This is a genomic window from Desulfovibrio gilichinskyi (assembly GCF_900177375.1).
Taxonomy (GTDB): domain Bacteria; phylum Desulfobacterota; class Desulfovibrionia; order Desulfovibrionales; family Desulfovibrionaceae; genus Maridesulfovibrio; species Maridesulfovibrio gilichinskyi.
Genome location: NZ_FWZU01000001.1, coordinates 570,584 through 594,215, shown reverse-complemented (window position 1 = coordinate 594,215; position 23,632 = coordinate 570,584). Strand labels below are relative to the sequence as shown.

Here is a 23,632-nt window from a genome sequence, read left to right as displayed (position 1 = left end):
CTAATGTTTAAGGCTGAGACAACTTTTCAAAATACTGAAAACAAAACCATTAGGTTCAACGCAACCTGATTCCTTTTTAATAGCAGATTCTGAAAAAAATAACGGAGATGTCTTTTGTCTGATCCCGCGCCATTCAATTTTAAATTCAACTGTATCTTCACCAGATTTTATAGTTCCTGAATGAGGAAGCATAAATCCGGCAAATTTCATATAAGATCCAAAAGTAATTACATTTGATGAACTTAGTACAATTTTTATGGGAGCAAAATTTTCATTATCAAGCCATATTTGCGGCGAAGAATCATCGCCCTGCTCTGCGCCGTAAACAAATGAGGGCATGTCCTCATCGGTGAAACCGAAGCTCCGGGTAGAATTACTGACCCCGAGACTTTTCCACTCACTTGTCGGATTATCCGGAATCCAAAACTGTAGCAACGAAACCGGCAAATCTCCATTAACCGGACATTGAGCGAAGGTCTTAAAATGTTGCCCGACAGACTTTGCAGTTGAAGTTCCATTCGTTACAGAATTACATGTAAAAGTCTGCTGCCAATGATTATCCCCGCGAGTAATAGTTAGCACTGTCCCTGGTTCAGATGGAAAAGTGATAACAGCTTCATAAGATGTTAACGCACCATATTTCTGGATCAATGTATCATCTATAGCTATATCAGAAGGGAAAAAAGCCCTTGCCGATCTGCACCAAAGCAGACTTACGGCAAGGACCATTATAAGCATTGAAATGGATTTATTTTTTACGAACAAGACAAAAGCTCCCTCAATCTCTTTACCAAGTCATCACGCAGCTCTTCATCCTGAAGAGCAAAATAAATATTGGCTGTAAGATAATCAACCCAGTCACCGGCGTCAAATCTTTGCCCGCGAAGTTTTACAGCAAGAAGCTTGTTATCCTGAGCAAGACACTGCAAAGCATCAGTAAGCTGAATTTCTCCGCCGACACCGGGTTCAAGATTTTCAAGATGGTCAAAAATCTCCGGCAGCAAGACATATCGTCCGACTATTGCCAGTCTGGAAGGAGCCGTACCTATAGCTGGTTTTTCAACAAGACTGCGCACCCTGTACCTACCTGGCGCAAACTCTTCGCCCTGAATAATTCCGTAACGATTAACCTTGTTTTCAGGAACTTCAATGACCCCGACAACAGCCATATTTTCGGTTCTTGCCGCATCAATAAGCTGTTTGATGCCAGGTTCACCACCGAACATAAGGTCGTCACCGACCATTACGGCAAAAGGATCATTCTTGCATACTTCTTTAGCACACAGAACAGCATGGCCGAGACCGAGCTGTTTTTTCTGCCGAACTGAAATGATATTGACCATTTCAGCTACTTTTCTGACTTCTTCTAAAATATCATCTTTACCGGCTCGTTTAAGCACATCTTCAAGATTCAAGTTATAATCAAAATGATCTTCGATAATTTTTTTATTCTGGTTGGTAATGAAAACAACATCTGTAAGCCCACTGGTCATAGCTTCTTCAACAACATGCTGTATTACTGGTTTTTTAAAAATAGGAAGCATTTCCTTCGGAATATTTTTAGTGGCAGGCAATGATCTTGTACCCCAACCAGCAACCGGAACAATAACTTTTTTGATGACCATTGATCGGACTCCTTGAATATATTCAGCGTTCTTTCACACTGAATCATTATTTAACGTAAATGCTTTTCCAAGATTTCTGCAAGTTCAGCAGTGTAAAGCTCTACTTTGGAACTGTCTTCGGCTTCAACCATAACTCTGGCGACAGGCTCAGTACCAGAGTACCTGAGCAGAACGCGCCCTTTATCTCCAAGATCTTCTTCAACTTTTTTCAACGCTTTTTGTACAGCAGGCACATCTTCAAAAGGAATCTTACGCTTAACATGTACATTTATTAAAGCTTGCGGATATAATTTCAATTGCCTTGAAAGTTCAGATAACGGTCTGTTCTTTTCGCAAAGTATACGTAATAACTGAAGCGCGGCAAGTAGTCCGTCACCGGTTGTACTGTATTCTCTGAAAATAAGATGACCGGACTGTTCGCCGCCGAGCATTGCTCCCTCGCGCCGCATCGCTTCCATAACATAGCGGTCACCGACCGGAGTTCTAAGAAGCGTTCCGCCATGCTCTTTCATAAAATTTTCAAGAGCCATATTGCTCATAACAGTTGCAACGAGCATATTTTTAGGAAGCTTTCCCCGTTCAAGCAGATCCGCAGCGCACATAGCCATCAGCTGATCACCATCCAGAATCTGTCCTTTTTCATCGACAACAATCAACCGATCGCCGTCACCATCAAGAGCAAGTCCGATATCGGCACTTTCTTCTACAACTCTTTGCCCGACTATTTCCGGATAAAGTGATCCGCATTTATCATTAATATTAAGACCGTTAGGTTTATTACCAATAGTGACGACTTCAGCGCCGAGTTCTTCAAACATTTGACCGAGGCTGTATGTAGCACCATTGGCGCAGTCTAGAACAAGTTTAACGCCTTTAAGAGTCATCTCCTGCGGAAAACTGTATTTCAAATATACAATATATCGTCCTCTGGCATCATCAATTTTAAAAGCTCTGCCAACTTTTTCAGACTGCGGATAAGCCCATTGCGGACTACTCGAAAGTACCATTTCAGATATCTGATCTTCGAGTTCATCAGGTAATTTAAAACCATGTTTATCAAAAAGCTTAATACCGTTATCCATAAACGGATTGTGGGAAGCAGATATAACGATGCCCAAATCTGCGCGCATATTGCGGGTCAGAAAAGATATTGCAGGAGTAGGCATCGGCCCTACCTGAAAAACATCCATACCCATCGCACAAAGCCCTGCCGTCAAAGCTGATTCAAAAACATACCCTGAAAGCCTTGTGTCTTTACCGATAATTACTTTGTGACGCTGATTGCCGTTTCTAAAGAAATGCCCACACGCAAGGCCAAGTTTCAAAGCTATATCAGGAGTCATAGGGAATATATTAACCTGACCTCTCAGGCCGTCAGTTCCGAATAAACGTTTACTCATCCAAAATCTCCCAAGACAGACAACATCATATACTAATGACCGTTTGGATTCTGTCTCGATATTGTTACAGTTATTTCTTCAGGGTTCTTTTTAGTTACTATGCACCCTGATGGTACACTTACATCGTAAGGTACAGTGTTTTTACCGACTGGAATAGTTCCATTAATATCTATAGATGCAGTAATTTCATTTCGAAAGCCGCTCTTTCTGAAGAAAGGTTTCGGCCCTTCCACATAAAGTCTGACAAAATTCTGGCTGGCAGTAAATTCTACTTCTTCCGGTCCAAGTATATATAGCGGAACCTTGACCCACATTTTTGCATTTCTCACCGCAAAATCCAAAGAAACGGATACAGTGCCGGGCGTTGCGTCAACTTCATCAGGAAGTTCCAGCGGAACATCCCCCTTCCAATTCTGGGGAGTATCAGAATCAAGCGTTATAGTCTGCGTGCGCACTTGAGTGATCTTTTTAAGAATAGATGCCGGCCCGCGTAAAGTGATTTCAGCAGGATCAGCCACTTTATTTTCAAGTGTGTAATCGCGGTCAAGCTCTCCTTTCCACGTAGGGATTACCTCAACCTGCTTTTTAACATACATATCAACATCAAGCTTGATAACCGACGGGTTAACTTCTACGACTTCTAACGCACTGCCGAGTGAAAGTTTATCAGCAGAAATCGCAATCGGATTAATGCCGACAGTTAAGCTGCTGGTATCAAGTGAATAAGCCGTTTTTTTAGTATCTAAATTGCGGATTAAACCTTTTGGTCCCCTGACTCGCGCAGAAACTTTGGAAATCATACCGCTGCGTATAATCATCCCTTGAGGAGGATTAACTATTTCCAGCGGAAATTCGACCCAAGTTTCTACCAGATCACGCCCTGTGACCAAGTACCATGTCAAAATAGACATTAATAATGCCAAAATGGCTATTTTCCAGCGCGTGTTTACCATAATACTAACTCAAAGTGTTTTTGAGTACACGTTTAAGCCTGACAATATCCAGACTTGTGGTAAGTTTACCACCTATTGCGACAGAAATAGTGCCTCGTTCCTCGGAAACAATGATTACAACAACGTCTGTCTCTTCACTTATCCCGAGAGCAGCTCTATGCCTTGTGCCGATGGAACTCTGCTGAGTAGAAACCTGTGCCAGCGGCAAAATGCATGATGCGGCAACAATCCTGTTTGAGCTGATGATAACAGCCCCGTCATGGAGCGGAGTATCGGGCCAAAAAATATTTATGAGAATCTGTTTTGTTATTTTAGAATCTATTTCGACGCCTTTTTCAATGATATCACCCAAAGGCACATTCTTTTGGATTACCACTAACGCGCCTATTTTACGACGTGCCATGGAGTCCATGGCTGAACAGATCTCATCAATGACTGCAATTTTAAAATCATTTTTATGCCAGAGACGGCCGGCGCCCATCTGCGCCAGACCTTTACGAATATCTCGCTGGAATAAAATAACAATGATAAGAAAAATGGAGCTAAGAAAATTAGTGAGCAGCCAGTTTAAGGTATAAAGACCGAAAACATCAGATATGTAATAGACGAGTAATATAACCAGAAGACCCCAGATGATTGCAGCAGCACGAGTTCCACGCACTAAAAGAATCACATAGAAATAGACCACTGCAACGAGTGCTATATCAAGCAATTCCTTCCATGAGATCTGAAATCCTAAAAATCCAAACATTAACGGCCCTCGGTTATAGCCTTCACAACCTTTAAAGTCTGACAGGTCAACTCAACTTCATGAACCCTGTGAATAGGAACTCCGCGAGCTGCAAGTACTGCCGTAGCGGCCTGAGTTGCATTTTGACGCTTATCAGATTCAAGCCCCAGTAACTTTCCCCATAAAGACTTGTTTGAAAGCCCCATGTAAACTGGAAAACCTAAATTCATCAGCTGATCAATATTTTTTAATATCTCAAAATTATGTTCAAGAGTCTTACCAAACCCTATGCCTGGGTCAATTACTATGTTTTGCTCTGGTAAGCCAGCTTTTAGGAGTTTCTCAAGACTTTTTTTAAAAAAAGATAAAAGATCTTCCATAACATCGTCATACTGCGGAGATAACTGCATCTTTTCAGGGGTCCCCTGACTATGCATTAACACATAACCGGGCTTTCTGTCCGCTACAATTTCAAGCAAAGCTGGATCAAAACTAAAAGCTGAAACATCATTTATTATTGACGCACCAGCTTCGATTGCTGCAAGGGCAACCTGCGATTTTACAGTATCCACTGAAACAATATAATCTCTGGCGAGCTCTTTAATTACAGGGATAACACGATTTAATTCATCTTCAACAGAAACCGGCTCCGAAAAAGGTCTAGTGCTTTCTCCGCCTACATCTAAAATATCCGCCCCTTTGGCAGCGAGCATCCGTCCATTAGCAATAGCATTTTGATGGTCATAGTTTTTGCCTCCGTCATAAAAAGAATCAGGAGTGACATTTACAATTCCAGCAATAAAAAAAGGGGCAGGGCCTAATACCCTGCCCCCTTCTATGGTCCATGTGTAGGTCCGGTTCATTTATCTCTTCCGGCTATTTGGAGTCTTTCTTATCCTCTGAAGAGTCTACTTCAGCGGAATTATTTTCTGAGTCATCGCTTTCAATTGACCCGTCAAAAGAAAAATCTTTCTTTTCTTCTTCAGAATCAGTTATATTTTCTTCTGCTTTTTCTTCAACAGGAGTGTATCCTGTTTTTGCAGTAGAGGCATATGCCTTTGCAGCAGTAGAAGGTTTTGCAGTCGAAGTAACTTTTTCAAGCGGAGGCAATTTTCCACCATTAATAAGTGTATCAATCTCATCACCAGAGATTGTTTCACGTTCAAGCAATGCTGCTGCCAGCTTATGAAGCGAATCTTTATTTTCGCCGAGCAGCGTCTTAGCCTGTTCATGAGCGGTATCTATAATTCTTCTTACTTCGGAATCTATAAGGCGTGAAGTATCTTCACTGAAGTCCTTACTGTGACCGAATTCCTTGCCTAAGAAGACCTGATCATTAGTTTCACCAAAAGTCATAGGTCCGAGTTTATCACTCATACCCCATTGGCAAACCATACTGCGCGCCATTTTGGTAGCACGTTCAATATCGTTGCTTGCTCCGGTTGTCATCTGATTAAGAATCAATTCCTCAGCGACTCGTCCGCCGAGCAGCATAACCAGAGTATCTTCAAGATATCTCTTAGAGTAATTGTGACGGTCATCAACAGGAAGCTGCTGGGTTACACCAAGAGCTCTACCGCGAGGAATGATCGTAACTTTATGAACAGGATCAGTATCAACAAGAAGTTTGGCAATAAGAGCATGCCCTGCTTCATGGTAAGCTGTAGTTTCTTTTTCTTTGTCATTAATGATGAGACTGCGACGTTCTCTACCCATAAGGACTTTATCTTTAGCTTCTTCAAAATCGATCATATTTACGTAATCTTGATTATTCTTCGCTGCGTAAAGAGCAGCCTCGTTAACAAGGTTCTCAAGATCTGCTCCGGAGAATCCGGGAGTCCCGCGAGCGATAACATCAAGGTCAACTTCTTCCGCAAGAGGAGTCTTACGTGTATGAACACTTAGGATATGAGCACGCCCTCTTACATCCGGAGTCGGCACAACAACCTGTCTGTCGAATCGTCCGGGTCTAAGCAACGCAGGGTCTAAAACATCAGGTCTGTTTGTCGCGGCAATAAGAATAACACCTTCGTTAGACTCAAAACCATCCATTTCGACAAGCAGCTGGTTAAGAGTCTGCTCACGTTCGTCATGTCCGCCGCCTAGTCCTGCTCCGCGCTGACGCCCTACTGCATCGATTTCATCAATAAAAATCAAACAAGGTGCATTCTTTTTACCCTGAGCAAAAAGATCGCGAACACGTGAAGCACCGACACCGACAAACATTTCAACAAAATCCGAACCGGAAATTGAAAAGAAAGGTACGCCTGCTTCACCGGCAACAGCCCGTGCAAGTAAAGTTTTACCTGTTCCGGGAGAACCGATAAGAAGTACGCCTTTAGGAATACGACCGCCAAGGCGGGTAAACTTTTTAGGTTCACTCAAAAACTGAACTATTTCAGAGAGTTCTTCTTTAGCTTCATCAACACCGGCAACATCTTGAAATGTAACCTTAGCAGTTTCTTCATTAAGCATGCGAGCTTTGGACCGACCGAAAGACATGGCTCCGCCACGACCTCCACTGCCGCCTCCACCTTGCATTTGACGCATGAAAAAGATCCATACACCAACTAATAGAAGCATCGGGAACCACGAAATAAACAGAGTCATATACCACGGAGAGTCTTCTTCCGGCTCAGCAACTACTTCAATTTTATTATTGATCAGCTTCTGAACAAGAGTTGGATCATTTGGACTGTAAGTTACAAACCTCTTATCTCCGACCAGAACTCCACTTATTTTATGTCCCTGAATCTTGACCTGTAAGATTTCTCCCTGATCAACTTTCATAAGGAAATCAGTATATGAAACTTTGAGCTGAGGCGCGGCAGGTTGGTTAAAAAGATTGAATAAAACAATCATCACCAACATAATGGTTACCCAGACCAAGAGATTCTTGGCAAAACTGTTCAAAATTAATCTCCTTCATATTTGTCCGGCTTATTTCTGCAAAATGCAGACTGTCAGCTTATGGACCAAAATCAGTTCTTAGTTTAGTTTCAGTCAGTATTAGTAAGACTAATTACGAAAAAGGCAAGTGGAATAAGAAAGATTATTAATGCTTGCCCTTACCTATTAAAATTGGTAGCTGATTTTCTTCATTAACGGAAGTGTTTCGTCACCGGTGTGGCGCCTGGACTTCAAATCCAGTGGACGGGCTAACCCTCGTCGGTAGGTTCGACTCCTATACACTTCCGCCATTTACCGCAAACATTATCCGCATATCACTGCCTCTTTATCATTATCCGCTTGCCGTCAGTTTATAAATATGTATTTAATAAAAAATGTTTTTTGTTTCACGTATATCCTTAAAAGAGGAGATTCTTCATGGCTTCTAACTGTATTAATGGGAAATTTTTATGCACCGGATTTGGACTTGTAGACAGCCAGCACAATAATTTCATTAAATTACTCGAAAGAATCCGGTCGCAAATACCTTCAGCAAATAAAGGCGAAATTGACTTAATTCTCGATGAGCTTTTTTTATACAGTCTTTATCATTTTGAAACAGAAGAGCGACTGCTTGAAAAGTATAATTTAGAAAGTTTCCCAAAACACCTTGAACAACATCGCGAATACACTGAAAAAATGGAACAATTTAAAATTGATTGCCTGCTTGAAAAGGCAGAACTAACTCTTGAAATAATAGAATTTTTAGAGCAATGGCTTATCAACCACATTAAAGAAACTGATGTTATAGATTTCCAAGCTGCTCAAAAAATTGATGATGCGAAAATGTAAAAAGCTCTATTCACTTTCATTAATAGAGCTTTTTACAGCTGGTAATAAACATGTACAAATATTATTTCAGCCAGTTCTTTAATTCTGCAATCTGAGATCTAACTGATTCAGGTCCAGTACCACCAGGGGAAACTCTGCGCCTGACTGCGGCCTCGTATGCTAAAACCTCAAAGACGTCGTCTTCTATTTTTTCCGAAAAAGACTTAAGTTCCGCAAGAGTCATATCCTCAAGACCTTTTGCTGCCTTTTCAGCATAAGCAACAGCTGATCCGGTAATGTGGTGAGCTTCACGGAAAGGAATGCCTTTACCTACAAGATAATCTGCAAGTTCAGTCGCATTCAAGAAACCTTTTTTAAGTGCTTTTTCCATATTTTCTGCATTAAAACCCATTGCTTCCATCATATCACCCATAATGGAAGCAGATGCATAGACTGTTTTATGTGCATCAAAGAAAGGTTCTTTATCTTCCTGCATATCTCTGTTGTAAGCCAGTGGAAGACCTTTCACAGTAGTAAGAAGAGACATTAAATCACCATATACTCTTCCAGTTTTACCACGCATAAGCTCGCAAACATCAGGATTTTTCTTTTGCGGCATAATGGATGAACCGGTAGAAAAAGCATCTGGTAATTTTATAAAACCGAAACACGGATTAGCCCAAATGATAAGCTCTTCGCAAATCCTGCTCAGGTGAGTCATAACAAGGCTACCAGTAAAAATTGCTTCCAAAACAAAATCACGATCCGAAACAGCATCTAAACTGTTACGGAATGTATCATTCATCCCGAGCTTTTCAGCAGAGCTGGCCGGTTTCAAAGGATAAGTTGTTCCTGCAAGGGCGGCCGCGCCAAGCGGGCAGACATTCGCTCTTTTTATGCAATCACACACGCGGCTATGATCTCTTTTAAACATCCACGCGTAAGCAAGCATGTGATGAGCAAGACTGACAGGCTGCGCAGGCTGTAAATGAGTGTACCCCGGAAGAAGAACATCGGTATGAGCTTCAGCTTTTTTTGTGAAAACTAAAATCAATTTTTCAAGAGCGGTTTTCCAGGCTTCTAAGCTGTGGACAACATACAGGCGAAAATCAAGAGCAACCTGATCATTACGACTGCGCCCTGTATGCAGCTTTCCGCCGACAGCACCTACTATCTCAGTAAGCCTGCTTTCAATATTCATGTGGAGATCTTCCATCTCCTTTTTCCATTCAAACTTGCCGGACTCAATTTCTTCAAGAACGGTATCTAAACCTTTGACCAAAGTCATGGCTTCCTGCTCTGTCAATACACCCTGCTCTGCGAGCATTTGCGCATGCGCTTTGGAACCTGCAATATCTTCATGATAAAGGTTTTTATCAAAGCTTACAGACTGCGTGTAGTCTTCTACAGATGCAGCAGTTTTTTGAGCAAATCTACCACCCCATAATTTTGCTTCAGCCATAAGTAATACCTCGTTATCTCAATGTTTACTAAAACGTAAAATATTTTTTAAATAAAAATCCTGCCATGGATCAGATATCAGTCCAAATAATTGAAATGAATCGACACCGGCAGGATTAAAAAGCTCAGGCAGAAAGTATCTGCCTGAGCGATACTGTTTAACTATTTATCACCGGACTCGCCGTCTTTCAGCCAGTTGCTTCCAGATTCTGCAGTTTTACCCTTCAATCTTAAACCGATAAGTTTGATGAAACCTGCAGCATCTTTCTGATCATAAACATCATCTTCTTCAAATGTTGCAAGATCAGAACGATAGAGAGAATAAGGCGACTTACGCCCTTCAGGAACGACATTACCTTTGTAGAGTTTAACTCTTACTGTTCCGGTAATTTTTTCCTGAGTCTTATCAATCATTGCCTGCAAAGCTATACGCTCCGGAGCATACCAGTATCCGTTATATACCATTTCGGCATATTTAGGAATAAGGCTGTCACGAAGATGCATAACTTCGCGGTCCATGCAAAGACCTTCAAGATCACGATGAGCAACATGAATAATAGTTCCACCCGGTGTTTCGTAAACACCGCGGGATTTCATACCTACAAAACGGTTCTCAACCATATCAACCCGTCCGATACCATGCTTTCCGCCGATTTCGTTGAGCTTTTCAACTAAAGCCGCAGGAGAATGGCTGACTCCGTTAATGGCGACAGGATCACCGCATTCAAAATCTATAGTAATAATTTCAGCTTCATCAGGAGCTTTTTCAATTGGAGTACAATATCTGTAAGATTCAGGAGACGGAGCATTCCAAGGATCTTCAAGCTCAGAACCTTCAAAGCTTACATGTAGAAGATTGGCATCCATTGACCAAGGTTTGCTGCGCGAAACCGGGATATCAATTCCATTTTCCTCAGCAAACTTAATGAGGTCGGTACGGGATTTAAGATCCCATTCACGCCATGGAGCAATTGTCTTAAGTCTAGGATTCATACCCATTGCACCAAGTTCGAAGCGAACCTGATCATTACCTTTTCCTGTAGCTCCGTGCGCAACGGCCTGAGCACCTTCTCTTTCAGCAATTTCAACCATTCTTTTGGCGATAAGCGGACGGGCAATGGATGTACCTAAAAGGTAACGGCCTTCGTAGATTGCGCCGGCACGGAAACATGGAAAAATAAAATCACGCGCAAATTCTTCACGCAAATCTTCAATAAAAGCCTTGCTGGCTCCGGTTGAAAGAGCTTTCTGCTCTATTCCGTCCAGCTCTTCGCCCTGTCCGAGGTCAGCGGTAAGAGTGATAACTTCGCAGTCATACTCCTGTTTGATCCATTTTAATATAATAGAGGTATCGAGACCTCCTGAATACGCCAATACTACTTTTTCAATTTTTTCTGTTTTACTCATTATTTATACCTTCTAAATTTTTATTCTACAGCATGAATATTTGGAAGAACCTGCACTGGTCCAAGAAGTTTCTCAACGGCTTCAAGATCAACTTCAAGGCCGTTTACAGCCCATTCCAAGATAGCTTTCTGCATATGTAATCTGTTTTCAGCCTGATCAAAGATAATAGATCTAGGTCCGTCAAGAACATCAGCGGTGACTTCCTCCCCCCTGTGGGCAGGAAGACAATGCATAATTTTACAATCAGGATCAGCGTAAGCAAGAAGCTCTTCATTAACCTGATAAGGCAGAAAAGATTTCATACGTTCTTCCTGTTCTTTTTCCTGACCCATAGAGGCAAAAACATCAGTATTCACATAATGAGCCCCTTTAACGGCTTCAATAGGATCATAGCTCATGTTGATTTTTGCTCCCATAGCAAGAGCACGGGCAAGAACGTCTGAATTAGGTTCATAACCTTTCGGGAAAGCCAATGTGAGATAAATCGGGAAATATATTGCTGCATTAATCCATGAATGAGCCATGTTGTTGCCATCACCGACCCATGCAACATGAACATTCTCAAGATCAGGAGTTCTTTCATAAATTGTCAGCATATCACTCAAGACCTGGCAAGGATGATACTTGTCAGTCAGAGCATTAATAACCGGGATAGAAGCGTTTTCTGCAAGAGTGCGAACCTTCTGCTGCTCAAAAGTTCTTACAACAAGAGCGTCAGCATAGCGGGACAATACATAAGCTGTATCTTCGAGAGGTTCACTTCTTCCAAGTTGTGATTCAGTAGGAGTCATAAAAATTGAATGACCGCCAAGCTGTTCGACCGCAACATCAAAAGAGACTCTGGTTCTTGTAGAAGCTTTTTCAAAAATCAGAATAACAGTCTTACCTTCAAGAGAGTTATTTCTGATCTTGTTATCTTTAAGTTCTTTTGCCCTGAGTAAAATCTGTCCGAGTTCAGAACGCGGAACATCATTTATTTTAAGTAAATGTCTGATCATTTTTAAACTCCAAATAGTATGTAAATAGGCTCTTAAAACAATGACTGAAAATTATTGCTCATAAAAGCTGCTATTGTAAACCATATTTTATAGTGAAATTTAAGCGGATAGCATTAAATCGGCGAAATAAACAAAAACAGTTCAAACTGTATTTATAAATCACTTAGCTGTAAAAAAACGGGCTGGCGCGCTATCATTGCCAACCCACCATTCGCTGTCTGAAAATAGGAGCTACTGATTCAACGGCAGTATCTGTAAGCGCGTACATTTCCGGCCCATGATCATAGCCGGCCAGATGAAGTAAAGCATGAGCCAAAAGCCTGATCATATGTTCTTCAGGGGCTTGAGCATAAAGTCGTGTTTCACGTGCTAATGTATCTACAGACAAAACTATTTCGCCAAGATATTTGTTCGTGGCAAGATCAGGTGTTTCAGAAAAAGGAAAACTCAAAACATTGGTAGGACCTACGCAACCTAAAAAATCCTGATTAATCTCGGCAATCGCTGAATCATCAGTTATTTTTAAATCAAAGTCGAACCCTTCAATATTTAAAGACTTGAGCAGAAGTTCAGCCATAAACATCACTTCCCTCTTGCTCAAAGGAAAATTGGAATCAGGTCTGCATTCATATGTCAGTGATAGCGTCATATTTTACCGCCACTGCATTCATATGAATCATAAGCCTTTACTATTCTTGAAACAAGAGGATGCCTTACAACATCACTGTCTTCAAATTTAACAAAGCTTATCCCTTCAACATCCTTAAGTATATTGCTCGCAACACTCAAACCTGAGGCAATATTTATCGGCAGATCAATTTGAGTAATATCACCTGTAATTACGGCCTTAGACCCAAATCCAAGACGGGTAATAAACATCTTCATTTGTTCAGGAGTGGTATTTTGTGCTTCGTCAAGAATAACGAATGCATTACTAAGTGTTCTACCGCGCATAAAAGCTAAGGGAGCTATTTCAATGATGTTTTCTTCAATCATATCCTGAACTTTTGCAAAATCCAGCAAATCATAAAGAGCATCGTAAAGCGGACGCATATATGGGTTAACCTTATCCACAAGATCACCGGGTAAAAACCCAAGTTTTTCACCTGCTTCTACAGCTGGTCTGGTCAGGATAATTTTTTTAACTTCTTTGCGTGTGTAAGCATAAACAGCCATAGCAACAGCAAGATATGTCTTACCCGTTCCGGCCGGACCAATAGAAAATACCATATCATTTTCACGAATGGCGGAAAAATAGGCACGCTGCGTAAGAGTTCGCGGGGAAATTGTTTTTTTAGGAGAGACTGAAAACAATTCGTCTCTAAATATTTTTATAAGGTCCGCAGCGGGATTACGGCATAAAATTTTATATGCAGCTTCAACGTCTTCCGGAAAAACCTTTTTACCGGATTTAAGCACTGAATAAAGTTGGCTGAATGACTTGGCGACAGGATCAATAAGCTCATGACTGTCAGCTATCAATTGCAGAGAGTTACCCCTGCTGTTGATTTGCACACCGGAAAGGTTTGAAATTGCATCAAGATTTGAATTTTGAGCACCAAAAAGCGTACTCGACAACCCTGCATCATCAAATTCCAATTTTACACGTATTTTTTCTTGTTCTGACATTTAAACACTACTCTTCTAAGATTTGTCAGGAAGAAATACGGCAGGTTTTGATAATATGCAACAGAATGCTTCAGCAGGAGCGTCCAAAGCAAATTTATTCAGATAAAAGGTCATCGATAGCCGAGATAATTGCTTTTGAATTAAAAGGCTTAGTGAAGGTATACTTCACTCCGAACATCTTTATCCAATCAAGCGAATCATAGTTTGCCGATGAACTGCCGCCGGAAACGGCAATAATCTTAACATCAGGATTTTCTTTAATAAGTTCCCTGACAGTTTGAACACCTTCTTTTTCAGGCATAAAGATATCAGTTATGACAAGATCAACTGAACCTTTATCATAGTTATTAAGCGCCTTAACACCATCTTCTGCTTCTGAAACAACGTGCCCTTCTTTCTCCAGCATTGCTCGAAGAATTTGACGTGAAATAGGATCATCATCAACTACGAGAATCCGCGACATAACTGCACCTCTTAACAATTATAATATATGCTACTTAGACCCCATAAACATAGAAAAATCTAAGTAGCATATCTGAAAATAAAATCCAATTAATATCTTCTTTTAGCACTACCGGCAAAGATTTCATATTCGAGCAGCCTGCACTCAATCTTTGCATTATAAAAAAGGAGTCTTCGTGAGGTCTTAAGACCTATAAACTTTGCCAGATCTGAATTCCCGGTAAAAACATACCCTTTATAGCCTTGGCATTTATTCTTCAAGAAATCGCCTATAGCCGTATAAATTTTTTCCAGCAGAGTAGAAGTTCCAAGCCTTTCGCCATATTCTGGATTGAAAAAGATTATACCCTTACCTTCAGGAATTTCTGTTTCACGAAAATCACAAACTTCAAACTCTATGTGATGTTCAACACCGGCGGCACGGGCATTTTTACGGGCAGCTTCTACCGCTTCCGGGTCAAGGTCTGTTGCTATAATTCTTCCGTCAATCGCATTACGTTCTCTGTCTTCAGCCTCAATACACAAATTATCCCAGTACGCTTCATTATACCCCGGAAGATTCATAAAAGCATATGTCTCGCGAATCAATCCAGGAGCTCCTGAAAGAGCGATTAAAGCTGCCTCAATAGCGAGAGTTCCGCTACCGCACATAGGCGAAATAAAATTACCGCGCCCATTCCACCCGGAAGCTTTAATTAAAGTTGCAGCCAGAGTTTCCTGCAGTGGAGCTTTGTGCGGAAGCTTTCTATATCCTCTTTTAGAAAGCGGTACGCCGGATGTATCAAGATAAATTGTACAATCATCATCTCTCCAGTGGAGAAAAACAATAATCCCGGTCATATCCGGACCTGAAGAAGGACGACGACCTAATTTCTCGCGAACCTTATCAACAATAGCGTCTTTAACCTTCACATTTGCAAAGCGGGTATCATTAATAGTTTCAGTTATAACTGAAGATGTGATAGTCAAATAATCATCGGGAGAAATGATTCGTTCCCATTCCATTTCTCTGACTTCGTCATACATCTGATCAGGAGTTGCAGCCTTAAACTTCTTAAGCTGGTACAACACGCGATGCCCGCACCGACTCCAAAGATTAAGCCGCATACATTCGTTAAGAGATGCTTTGGTTTCGACCCCGGCAAAAAATTCATTTCTTATTTCAAAACCCATCTTCGAAATTTCTTCCGCGAGATAAGGTGAAAAACCTTTAGGACAAGTGACCATAACTACACTTTTACGTTCAAAATCTAACATTATATCCTCACTGAGCGTGATTTTTGTAATTGACTATTTAAAATTGTTTGTAACGGATATACAGAAAAATTGAAATTCACAAATCTTTTATAGCACAGAAAAAAAATCTCAAAAGCCATTTGATTAATCTATCGATGTCCATTTTTAGATCATTTTTATAATGATATAAAATAACTATTGAAATCAACTTAAAGAAAATATAATTGAAAGACATGTATTCTTATAACACTATAATCTTTTTAATTTTAGGGAGATTGGAATGAGAGTTTTAAAAATTCTATTAATTTCTTGTTTTATGCTAGTCGCGGCTCAATCATTTGCTTTTGCTGGTAGTGGTAAGGCTATAATCCCTCACTGGCTTTCATTGGGGGGGGGGGGGCAGATGGGGGCAATGGATATCATTTATATTTCTAATATTTCAACCCATGACTTAGTTGTAAAAATAACGCTATACAAAGAAGATTCATCGACTGTTACATCAGGTCCTCAATACAGCAACTTCAAGGACAACAATACAGTAATAGGTGCTGGCGAAACAGCATCTTTTTCAACATCAACAGAGACAGATAGTAACGGTTATGGAATAATAGAGTGGAAAAATAAAGATGGGGAAGACGATACTGTAGGACTCATATCAACTATGCCCAAACTTCTTATCAACAATGGTATGCCTTTCTAAATATTCCTAGCAAACAAATACTCCGCTTAATAAGCGGAGTATTTGTACAATCTACTTATGTTTTTTTAAATAAGCCTTAATGCGATCCTGAACGTTTTTCTCAATGTTTCGATACCAGAAGGCATAATCAAACTTATGCAAAACGCCTTTCGGGAAATGTCCAATCTCCATTTTATCCGGCGGAATGGTAATAAGAGCTCCGCTTTTCTTATCAACACGTGCTCCGGTATATTGTGGGACTTCCCGTATAACGGTACCATTAAAATCATCAAAGAATACGGCCCCTAAGTTGAGGCTCTTGTCGGCCGGAGTTTCGTCAGTAGTCCACGTCAATGGATTGATGCAGGTTGCTCCGGAACGCAGCACCGGTGAACCTGTTGCGCCGGGTTCCTGTGTGTTCCAAGAGATAACCACTCCAGTGTCATCCGCCTTTTGGGCTGGCTTTATCCAAGGGTAATTTTTCAAATCTTTATCCGTGACGGAATAGCCAATGAGATAGGCTGCCACAAGTGCATTCTGTAGTTTAGGATCTTTGAACCGGCTTCGAATCAGATCGAGCAGAACCACAGATCCCTGACTGTGTGCTGCCAGAATAAATGGACGGCCGTTATTCAAAAAATTCAGGTAGTAATCAAAAGCCCTGTGCACGTCGTCAGCCCCGATGCGGAAATACGAATTAAGCATCATATCCTGATTCTGATCAAGGCATGCGAATGTTACCTGACGGTAGTAGGGAGCGAACAAGTTGGCCGATCCGGAAAAAACACCCGCCTGTGCTTTGAGTAAACCTTGCACATCTGCGCGTAAGGACTTATCGAAAACATCCATATTTTTCGGAAATGTCTCGGGGTAGATAGTTGGATATACATAAAAAACATCCACATTTTTTTGTGGATTTATGGGTTTTGATGCCCAGCTGATATCTTTACTGTAATCCGGACAAGCCGGTATGCATTCTAGCGAAGGTTGTGATTTTTCAATATTGCCTTCCACAGCCCAGACGGGCAAAGCAAAACAGAGGCTGAAAAATGAAAAAAGAATTGCGGTTAAAAAGTATTGCATTAGCTGTCTCCTGGAAAATATTTGCTGATTGCATATAATATATCACTATATATTTAATCAGTCACCCACCCTCCATACATCTTTAATCACATCTAGAAAAATTGAAATGCTATGGTTCATTTTCCGTTGCTTAAGGCAAAGAATATAAAGTTTTAGTCTTTTATTCAATTTTGCAACAGAAAACACCCCATACTGGTGCTCTAAGTTTTTTACTTTATTTGAGGGCATTACAGACAGACCAACACCATCAGAAACCAATTTCAAAATAGCTGCCTCCTGATCAACAACAATTGCTTTGACAGGCTGTTCTTTGATACTTTCAAAAAATTCAGTGAGAATCATATTCAGAGGACAATGCTCACTTGTCCATACCCACGGGAACGCGGCAAGATCTTTCTCAGTTTTTCCGTCCAAAAGACTCCGCCATGCTTCCGGTCCAACAACTGTTAAATCTATTTCTCCAAGTAGTTGCGCATCAATTCTATCATCATGCGGAACAATATAAGAAAAGCCTAAATCAATTTTTTTTGAATTCAACTTTCCAACCACATCCCAACTCATCGACTCCTGCACAGTCAAGGAGATATCAGGATATTGGTCCGTTAACTTTTTGTAGATATCTTTCAAACGTAAAAGTCCCGGATCTGTGTTAACTCCAAGAGTAATTTTGCTAAAGGCATTTCCTCGCATTTTTTCTACTTCATTATTGAGATCATCAACATCACGCAGCACAATATCAACCTTTGTCTTCAGTATTACCCCTTCCTGCGTAAGCTTCATACCTTTCGATGTTCTTTGAAAAAGAGGAAAACATAACTCTTCCTCTAAAGATTTAACCTGAGCACTAACTGCTGGCTGACTCAAATTCAAACGAGTTGCAGCACGGGTCATATTCCCCTCTTCTGCCACTACAACAAATGAAACAAGCTGATACAACTCCATTCGTTCATCCCCACTAAAATTATCTATATCACCTGAAAACAATAAATGCTGTTTATGAGTCCAATCAAATCATTTAATTGGACCAAAATAAAACTCACTCGTAGTTTAAATATATCTTTATTTAACAATATCAAAAAGGAAACAACATGTTTACACTAATTACCGCTATGTGCATTTTCTCTCTTACAATGTCCATTACCCCGGGACCAGTCAACATGGTCATCGTAGCTTCCGGCGCAAGCTACGGGTTTCGAAGAACACTACCGTTCATATCTGGTGCTACTATAGGATTTATTTTATTACTGATCACTCTTGGACTCGGGCTTATGCAATTTGTAACAGCCTACCCGACTTTTTTAAATTATATGTCAATAGCAGGATCTTCATTCATCATATATATTGGCTACAAAATAGGCACAGCAAAACCTGAACTTACTATCGAAGACAACAATTGTCCTAACTTTAAACAAGGTTTCATCATGCAATGGCTCAACCCTAAAGCATGGTTAGCATGCATAGCAGGTCTTTCAATGTTTATGGATGAAAAGTCACATGATCCTCTAATATTATTTTCAACTCTCTATTTTGCAATATGCTACCTGTCTCTTTCCCTGTGGGCAATTTTGGGAAGCAAGGTCGGAATCATACTGAGTACACCAAATAAAATAAGAATCTTTAACGTTTCCATGGGAAGTCTGCTCTGTACCTGCGCAGCCTATCTATTCTTTGAATCTGTATACTAACAACAGAGCACCACCATAGCATATCGATACTATTCTTATTTAAACTCAATGGATTTATCATATTCTCTTTTAATGAGTACAAACGATACGCTAATAATATTATGGATTGCAAATTGAGGGACAGACAAAGGACAGAGAGGAGCAGTTATGAAATGGATAGGTAATCATCCCATTTTTAATAGTTCTTTCAAGTAGAAGCTATGCAGCCATTCTCAGTTTTGCATCGGGGTGATTACCCGACCAAGGCAGTACCCGCCATCTTAAAAACCATGCACCAGAAAGCACGGCGACCTTCGAGCATAAGACCGACAGCCTTGTGATGTTCCCGCATGGCTTCAATGCCATTGGAATGTTTACTGCCGCCGATATCCCGAACCATGCCCATAAAATGACCAACCTCTTGTGCAGCATCAGCTGAAAGATTGCAGGAACACTTATCGTATTCCTTCATAGCAAGAGCCACACCTTCAGCAACCACCAAGGCTATTTCTTTTCTAAGTTCTGGATCGATAATCTGATTCACAGCAAACTCCGGTTTGCCGTCCGTACCCAGAGTTAAGGATACGGACGGCACGAGGATAGAAGGAAAACAAAGTTTCCACGCTTATGAAATCAGTAACATGGGTTTTTGGAGTGAGGACGTGAGAGATCGCCACAGATCGTCACAGATCAGTGGAGGGGGGGTTGACAGGGGTATGAGGATGGAGAAATTTCAGGCAAAAGAATACCCCGCTAGGCGGGGTATTCTATTTTGTCTTTACAATTTAAATGATCACAATCAGCTATAGCGTATGTCTTAAATTAAAAACTAGGGAGTTTCGAATTCTTTAGGGTATTTAGTGATGTTGCCATGAAGAAGTTCGTCAAAACTCATCTTTGCCATTTTACTGCCGACAGGAGAAAAGAAACTGATACACAAAGACTTTTGCGCAGAAATCATTTTTATTCGCATATTATGATCATACTTGCCCTTTGGAAAAACAGGAAGAATAGCCCCCCATCGGTTCCGAAGGGATAAATCCACATCAAAATCTACAACTTTTTTTTGAGAATTATTCACATCTTCTTTTGTATAAAAATAACGTTGGTCTAATTCCGATTGAGTTATTATAATAAAGGAGAGAGGGTCACCCTTATCAGTATTAGCATAAATATAACATGCGACCAATCCAGGAGACTCTAGGTTCGGACTTTCGTCGATCCCTGCGAACATGTACTCATCTGAAACTTTAATAGGGAAAGCCTTTTTTTGACTTTTTGTTAATAGATTATACGGAATAATATTACTATCTATCAACCCACGCCATGAATATAGAATCACCCTAGCCCCTGCCTCTATCCGAGCATCTTCCTGTGTACGAACCTTTGTTTCACCCTCGGACCATTGCCCGCTTTCCATAAGTTTTATAGCCTGATTTATATCCTTTCTGGCTCCGACAGTATTCCCAAGGTGAAAATTTGCTACAGCCTTATTCAAAAGAAACATGACTCGCTTAGGATCTATTTTTAACCCTTCGTTTGCATCTACAAGCATCCCTTCAAAATTTCTGGCACTATGATTTTCACTTGCAGATTGAAGTAGCTGCATTGTTTTAATAACTTCACGATTACGCTGCTCTTGAGTTTTTAACGCACATCCCGACAAGCTCAACCCTACTATCAATAAAATCAGTACACCTATTTTTTTCATAATAACCCCTTTTATTGGGCTGACCTATCTTATACAGAAAATTTTCTCAAGACCAACTAAGGTTCACCTTATACGCCCCTCCTCCCCTAAATCTAAAATCTTATTGAAAATCATTTAGATACAATATAACGACGAATCATGCGTCTTATAATATTGTAAACATTTTATTTTAAAGGAGATTTTACGATGAAAGTTTTTAAAATCTTACTGACTTCATGCTTTATGCTGATTGCGGCTCAATCATTTGCTTTTGCGGGTAGTGGTAAGGCAATCGTTCCCTACTGGTATGCATTTGATAACGGCGGAACAAACTACCAATCTTCACATATAAGAATTTCAAACTTTACCGACCACGATCTTATTGTAAAAATATCTATCTACAATAAAGACGCAACAATCTACGCAGGAAACGTTGAATATGAGAACTTACAAGCCGGAGATACAGAAATTGGTGCAGGGAAAAGCGCAGGCTGTATTATTAGAGGATATCCTTTGAATACAGTCTTCACAGGATATGCTATAATAGAGTGGAAAAACAAAGACGGTGATAACGATGCTGTAGGGTTAGTATCATGGGCAGATTGGGCACAAAAGACTCCCTCGAGGGGCTTCAGTATCCCCGTAAACAACGGAATGCCATTTTAATATACCTGAACATAACAAAAGCACCCCGCTCGCGCGGGGTTTACTATTTTCATATTCCAAACCATTAACAATTCCTACTTCCCTACTCCCTTAACCTTTCCCCATCTGGCCTGCGCTGCTTTTTTAGCATTATCTGATCTTAGTTGTGCGGCTTTAATCTCTTTTAGCGACTTCACAGGAGCTGCCGGAGCACGCTAGGGAATAAAGGTATGTTGAAGCACCTGAACAAATAAAGCCAGAAAATGGTGGTTGTTAACAACAGTACTTTCTTCTCGAACAGCATGAAAAAAATATTAACGGTAGTAATATAAACAGCACAATGTTAGCCTAGAAATAGATACAACCTATAGGAGGGTTAGCAATGACAAAAAAAATCACTCTGTTTTCGTGTATGATGTTTATGCTCCTTTTCTCTTCAGCTGCCTTTGGGCAGATGATGGGATCAGGTGGGGGAATGGGATATGGTGGAGGAATGAGATCTAACAGCATGTGGAATAACTACCAACCGACGCCCGAGCAGGAGAAGACCTTTCAGGAAATTACCAGTAAGTATCAACCTTCCTTCGCAAAGCTCAAAGACGCAATGTGGGCAAAGCGAGTGCAGCTGAATGGAATTCTTGCTCAGGATAAAATCAACAGAAAGCAGACAACAGCTCTCGCCAAGGAAGTTGGAGCTCTAATAGCTCAGTGTTATGAGCTTCAAGTGGAAATGCAGGCTGACATGCGCGAAAAAGGAATATCCTACTACGGCATGGGCATGATGCATGGCGGAATGATGGATATGATGGACATGATGATGGACGGCGGCCGATATTCTCCACGCGGCGCTCAACAAGGATACGGAAATCGCGGTATGATGCAGTAATATAATTGAAAATGTTTTTCTTGCATCTGCGCCCTCTCCATATTTAACGGAGGGGGCGGATTTTGTTATGAGCACTAATTTTGTGTTATCTTCATACTTAAGACTTTAATACGTGTCCGTTGCAAAAGGAGAGACATGAAGATTTTTTTTACATTGTGGCATGAAGCGGCTGTGACATCCCTGGGTCTGTTCTGGATGGCATTCTGGGCTTTTGGACTTGGTTATCTGGTCAGTAGCATGATCCAGGTGTTCATGACCCGCAAGAGGATGAAACAGGGTATGGGAGAAACCTCAGTAGGCAGCGTAACGCTGGGGACTTTTTTTGGTTTTATCTCCAGCTCATGCAGTTTTGCAGCCCTTTCCACCACCCGTTCGCTTTTTGTCAAAGGAGCAGGGTTGGTGCCCGCGTTGGCGTTCATGCTGGCCTCCACCAATCTTGTCGTGGAGCTCGGAATCATCATTGGTGTTTTTCTGTCTTGGCAGTTCGTGGCTGGAGAATATATCGGAGGTATCCTTCTTATACTTATCATGTGGATTGTGGTGCGACTCACTCTTCCAAAGGGACTTGAGAGTCAGGCTCGTGAACATGCCCGGGAGCAGACTGGGGACGAGGAAGAGGACGAAGAGCAGGACTGGCGCAAGCTCATAACCTCCAGCGAAGGATGGCATCGGGTCGCCCACCGTTATGTCATGGAGTGGGATATGGTCTGGAAGGACGTGACCATCGGTTTTACCGTGGCCGGTATTATTTCCGCCTTTGTGCCGAGGGCGTTCTTTCAGGTGCTTTTCATCAGTTCGGACGTAGCCGATCCGGCCTTCTGGCAGGTACTGGCCCAAGCAGTGGTCGGGCCGATTGCCGCTTTTTTTACCTTCATAGGCTCCATGGGCAATATCCCCCTGGCAGCGGTGCTGTTCAACAATGGCGTCAGTTTTGCTGGAGTCATGGCCTTCATCTTCAGCGATTTAGTAGTTTTTCCAATACTCCGTATACAGGCTCGCTATTATGGCTGGAAGATGGCCATGTACTTGATGGCAGTACTGCTTTTCGTGCTCGTTTCCACCTCGGTGATACTGCACTATGGTTTTGCCGCCTTCGACCTGTTGCCGGGCGGTGCTCCCGCGCGTATGATTTCGGACCGGACCTTTTTTGCCGTTGACTTAACTCTGGCACTGAATCTGGCGTTCATCACGCTTTCAGTCGTTTTCTGGGGCTGGAAGCGACTGGCCGGGCACGCCGAAATGTCACATGGATCTGCTACAATAGGTGACCGAATCCTCCTGGGGGTTTCCCTGGCTGCCTATGGCTGGCTTGTTGTAGGAGTATTTCTTCCTCTGTAATGTTTTTCTGCGGTTCTGCGCCGCCG

Annotated in this window: 24 protein-coding genes and 1 tRNA gene; 7 read left to right on the top strand and 18 right to left on the bottom strand. The window is 41.3% G+C overall.

Translation table 11 applies throughout. The features are described 5' to 3' along the window. Genes B9N78_RS02810 through ftsH form a run of 7 tightly spaced genes read right to left on the bottom strand, consistent with a single transcriptional unit; the run spans position 1 to position 7,621 of the window. Positions 1–765 carry a hypothetical protein gene (locus tag B9N78_RS02810; protein WP_085097985.1) on the bottom strand — a complete coding sequence of 255 codons (765 nt, stop codon included), beginning with the start codon at positions 763–765 and terminating at the stop codon, positions 1–3. Then, on the bottom strand, positions 756–1,625 hold the full coding sequence (gene galU, locus B9N78_RS02805) for a UTP--glucose-1-phosphate uridylyltransferase GalU (RefSeq protein WP_085097982.1): 870 nt from the start codon (positions 1,623–1,625) through the stop codon (positions 756–758). Before galU ends, B9N78_RS02810 begins: the two co-directional genes overlap by 10 nt. Positions 1,626–1,675: 50 nt before the next feature. Beyond that, on the bottom strand, positions 1,676–3,025 hold the full coding sequence (gene glmM, locus B9N78_RS02800) for a phosphoglucosamine mutase (RefSeq protein WP_085097979.1): 1,350 nt from the start codon (positions 3,023–3,025) through the stop codon (positions 1,676–1,678). A 32-nt stretch (positions 3,026–3,057) separates the two neighbouring features. Further along, the gene (locus B9N78_RS02795) at positions 3,058–3,936 is read right to left on the bottom strand and encodes a CdaR family protein (RefSeq protein ID WP_245805445.1); all 879 of its coding nucleotides are present in this window, start codon (positions 3,934–3,936) and stop codon (positions 3,058–3,060) included. Between the two features lie 46 nt (positions 3,937–3,982). Next, positions 3,983–4,729: a diadenylate cyclase CdaA gene (cdaA, locus tag B9N78_RS02790; protein WP_085097974.1), complete on the bottom strand. Its 747-nt coding sequence runs from the start codon at positions 4,727–4,729 to the stop codon at positions 3,983–3,985. Next, the gene (folP, locus tag B9N78_RS02785) at positions 4,729–5,571 is read right to left on the bottom strand and encodes a dihydropteroate synthase (RefSeq protein WP_085097971.1); all 843 of its coding nucleotides are present in this window, start codon (positions 5,569–5,571) and stop codon (positions 4,729–4,731) included. The genes cdaA and folP overlap by 1 nt, the downstream gene beginning before the upstream one ends. 13 nt (positions 5,572–5,584) lie before the next feature. Next, a complete protein-coding gene (ftsH, locus tag B9N78_RS02780) occupies positions 5,585–7,621 on the bottom strand; it encodes an ATP-dependent zinc metalloprotease FtsH (RefSeq protein ID WP_085097968.1) in 2,037 nt (678 codons plus the stop codon). 193 nt (positions 7,622–7,814) lie between these two features. Between ftsH and B9N78_RS02775 the strand changes: the two genes are divergently transcribed. Together B9N78_RS02775 and B9N78_RS02770 are read left to right on the top strand one after the other, a co-directional pair. Then, positions 7,815–7,908, top strand: a tRNA-Sec gene (locus B9N78_RS02775). A gap of 127 nt (positions 7,909–8,035) precedes the next feature. Further along, positions 8,036–8,449: a bacteriohemerythrin gene (locus tag B9N78_RS02770; protein ID WP_085097965.1), complete on the top strand. Its 414-nt coding sequence runs from the start codon at positions 8,036–8,038 to the stop codon at positions 8,447–8,449. A gap of 61 nt (positions 8,450–8,510) precedes the next feature. On the opposite strand, the gene argH is transcribed toward B9N78_RS02770, so the two are convergent. The 7 genes from argH to B9N78_RS02735 all read right to left on the bottom strand — a co-directional run bounded on the left by argH (position 8,511) and on the right by B9N78_RS02735 (position 15,642). Beyond that, complete coding sequence (gene argH, locus B9N78_RS02765; protein WP_085097962.1) at positions 8,511–9,890, bottom strand: argininosuccinate lyase; 1,380 nt, start codon at positions 9,888–9,890, stop codon at positions 8,511–8,513. A gap of 161 nt (positions 9,891–10,051) precedes the next feature. Beyond that, a complete protein-coding gene (locus B9N78_RS02760; RefSeq protein WP_085097959.1) occupies positions 10,052–11,296 on the bottom strand; it encodes an argininosuccinate synthase in 1,245 nt (414 codons plus the stop codon). Positions 11,297–11,316: 20 nt separating this feature from the next. Next, complete coding sequence (gene argF / locus B9N78_RS02755) at positions 11,317–12,294, bottom strand: ornithine carbamoyltransferase (RefSeq protein WP_085097956.1); 978 nt, start codon at positions 12,292–12,294, stop codon at positions 11,317–11,319. Positions 12,295–12,487: 193 nt separating this feature from the next. Next, entirely contained in the window at positions 12,488–12,943 is a 456-nt protein-coding gene (gene ybeY, locus B9N78_RS02750; RefSeq protein WP_170921364.1) for an rRNA maturation RNase YbeY, read from the bottom strand. Beyond that, the gene (locus B9N78_RS02745; RefSeq protein WP_085097953.1) at positions 12,940–13,923 is read right to left on the bottom strand and encodes a PhoH family protein; all 984 of its coding nucleotides are present in this window, start codon (positions 13,921–13,923) and stop codon (positions 12,940–12,942) included. Before B9N78_RS02745 ends, ybeY begins: the two co-directional genes overlap by 4 nt. Before the next feature lie 94 nt (positions 13,924–14,017). Continuing rightward, positions 14,018–14,386, bottom strand: coding sequence for a response regulator (locus B9N78_RS02740; RefSeq protein WP_085097950.1), 369 nt, complete (start codon positions 14,384–14,386; stop codon positions 14,018–14,020). 89 nt (positions 14,387–14,475) lie between these two features. After that, a complete protein-coding gene (locus B9N78_RS02735) occupies positions 14,476–15,642 on the bottom strand; it encodes a THUMP domain-containing class I SAM-dependent RNA methyltransferase (RefSeq protein ID WP_085097947.1) in 1,167 nt (388 codons plus the stop codon). Positions 15,643–15,901: 259 nt separating this feature from the next. Here B9N78_RS02735 and B9N78_RS02730 point away from each other — a divergent pair, with 259 nt between their 5' ends. Continuing rightward, positions 15,902–16,321 (top strand): hypothetical protein, encoded by a 420-nt coding sequence (locus B9N78_RS02730; protein WP_085097945.1) that lies wholly within the window; start codon positions 15,902–15,904, stop codon positions 16,319–16,321. 51 nt (positions 16,322–16,372) lie between these two features. Here the strand turns inward: B9N78_RS02730 and B9N78_RS02725 are convergent, their stop codons facing one another. After that, positions 16,373–17,383, bottom strand: coding sequence for a DUF3089 domain-containing protein (locus tag B9N78_RS02725; RefSeq protein WP_085097943.1), 1,011 nt, complete (start codon positions 17,381–17,383; stop codon positions 16,373–16,375). A 57-nt stretch (positions 17,384–17,440) separates the two neighbouring features. After that, a complete protein-coding gene (locus B9N78_RS02720; RefSeq protein ID WP_085097940.1) occupies positions 17,441–18,325 on the bottom strand; it encodes a LysR family transcriptional regulator in 885 nt (294 codons plus the stop codon). Between the two features lie 146 nt (positions 18,326–18,471). Between B9N78_RS02720 and B9N78_RS02715 the strand changes: the two genes are divergently transcribed. Then, the gene (locus B9N78_RS02715) at positions 18,472–19,068 is read left to right on the top strand and encodes a LysE family translocator (RefSeq protein ID WP_085097937.1); all 597 of its coding nucleotides are present in this window, start codon (positions 18,472–18,474) and stop codon (positions 19,066–19,068) included. A gap of 232 nt (positions 19,069–19,300) precedes the next feature. On the opposite strand, the gene B9N78_RS02710 is transcribed toward B9N78_RS02715, so the two are convergent. Next, positions 19,301–19,591, bottom strand: coding sequence for a hypothetical protein (locus B9N78_RS02710; protein WP_085097935.1), 291 nt, complete (start codon positions 19,589–19,591; stop codon positions 19,301–19,303). Positions 19,592–19,876: 285 nt separating this feature from the next. Next, entirely contained in the window at positions 19,877–20,758 is an 882-nt protein-coding gene (locus B9N78_RS02700) for a tetratricopeptide repeat protein (RefSeq protein ID WP_085097930.1), read from the bottom strand. A gap of 186 nt (positions 20,759–20,944) precedes the next feature. Here B9N78_RS02700 and B9N78_RS02695 point away from each other — a divergent pair, with 186 nt between their 5' ends. From B9N78_RS02695 to B9N78_RS02685, 3 genes are all read left to right on the top strand, one after another. Then, entirely contained in the window at positions 20,945–21,403 is a 459-nt protein-coding gene (locus B9N78_RS02695; RefSeq protein WP_085097927.1) for a hypothetical protein, read from the top strand. Between the two features lie 361 nt (positions 21,404–21,764). Then, positions 21,765–22,268 (top strand): Spy/CpxP family protein refolding chaperone, encoded by a 504-nt coding sequence (locus B9N78_RS02690; protein WP_085097924.1) that lies wholly within the window; start codon positions 21,765–21,767, stop codon positions 22,266–22,268. Positions 22,269–22,403: 135 nt separating this feature from the next. Continuing rightward, a complete protein-coding gene (locus B9N78_RS02685; protein ID WP_085097922.1) occupies positions 22,404–23,606 on the top strand; it encodes a permease in 1,203 nt (400 codons plus the stop codon). The last annotated feature ends 26 nt before the right edge of the window (positions 23,607–23,632 follow it).

What these genes read in the sequence shown, in the direction of transcription:
- B9N78_RS02725 (WP_085097943.1), bottom strand. Translation starts at nt 17,383, where the DNA reads ATGCAATACTTTTTAACCGCAATTCTTTTTTCATTTTTCAGCCTCTGT.
- B9N78_RS02685 (WP_085097922.1), top strand. Translation starts at nt 22,404, where the DNA reads ATGAAGATTTTTTTTACATTGTGGCATGAAGCGGCTGTGACATCCCTG.
- folP (WP_085097971.1), bottom strand. Translation starts at nt 5,571, where the DNA reads ATGAACCGGACCTACACATGGACCATAGAAGGGGGCAGGGTATTAGGC.
- B9N78_RS02735 (WP_085097947.1), bottom strand. Translation starts at nt 15,642, where the DNA reads ATGTTAGATTTTGAACGTAAAAGTGTAGTTATGGTCACTTGTCCTAAA.
- B9N78_RS02795 (WP_245805445.1), bottom strand. Translation starts at nt 3,936, where the DNA reads ATGTCTATTTTGACATGGTACTTGGTCACAGGGCGTGATCTGGTAGAA.
- cdaA (WP_085097974.1), bottom strand. Translation starts at nt 4,729, where the DNA reads ATGTTTGGATTTTTAGGATTTCAGATCTCATGGAAGGAATTGCTTGAT.
- argF (WP_085097956.1), bottom strand. Translation starts at nt 12,294, where the DNA reads ATGATCAGACATTTACTTAAAATAAATGATGTTCCGCGTTCTGAACTC.
- B9N78_RS02695 (WP_085097927.1), top strand. Translation starts at nt 20,945, where the DNA reads ATGAAAGTTTTTAAAATCTTACTGACTTCATGCTTTATGCTGATTGCG.
- glmM (WP_085097979.1), bottom strand. Translation starts at nt 3,025, where the DNA reads ATGAGTAAACGTTTATTCGGAACTGACGGCCTGAGAGGTCAGGTTAAT.
- ybeY (WP_170921364.1), bottom strand. Translation starts at nt 12,943, where the DNA reads ATGACGCTATCACTGACATATGAATGCAGACCTGATTCCAATTTTCCT.
- argH (WP_085097962.1), bottom strand. Translation starts at nt 9,890, where the DNA reads ATGGCTGAAGCAAAATTATGGGGTGGTAGATTTGCTCAAAAAACTGCT.
- B9N78_RS02745 (WP_085097953.1), bottom strand. Translation starts at nt 13,923, where the DNA reads ATGTCAGAACAAGAAAAAATACGTGTAAAATTGGAATTTGATGATGCA.
- B9N78_RS02770 (WP_085097965.1), top strand. Translation starts at nt 8,036, where the DNA reads ATGGCTTCTAACTGTATTAATGGGAAATTTTTATGCACCGGATTTGGA.
- B9N78_RS02740 (WP_085097950.1), bottom strand. Translation starts at nt 14,386, where the DNA reads ATGTCGCGGATTCTCGTAGTTGATGATGATCCTATTTCACGTCAAATT.
- B9N78_RS02720 (WP_085097940.1), bottom strand. Translation starts at nt 18,325, where the DNA reads ATGGAGTTGTATCAGCTTGTTTCATTTGTTGTAGTGGCAGAAGAGGGG.
- B9N78_RS02700 (WP_085097930.1), bottom strand. Translation starts at nt 20,758, where the DNA reads ATGAAAAAAATAGGTGTACTGATTTTATTGATAGTAGGGTTGAGCTTG.
- B9N78_RS02690 (WP_085097924.1), top strand. Translation starts at nt 21,765, where the DNA reads ATGACAAAAAAAATCACTCTGTTTTCGTGTATGATGTTTATGCTCCTT.
- B9N78_RS02730 (WP_085097945.1), top strand. Translation starts at nt 15,902, where the DNA reads ATGAGAGTTTTAAAAATTCTATTAATTTCTTGTTTTATGCTAGTCGCG.
- B9N78_RS02760 (WP_085097959.1), bottom strand. Translation starts at nt 11,296, where the DNA reads ATGAGTAAAACAGAAAAAATTGAAAAAGTAGTATTGGCGTATTCAGGA.
- galU (WP_085097982.1), bottom strand. Translation starts at nt 1,625, where the DNA reads ATGGTCATCAAAAAAGTTATTGTTCCGGTTGCTGGTTGGGGTACAAGA.
- B9N78_RS02715 (WP_085097937.1), top strand. Translation starts at nt 18,472, where the DNA reads ATGTTTACACTAATTACCGCTATGTGCATTTTCTCTCTTACAATGTCC.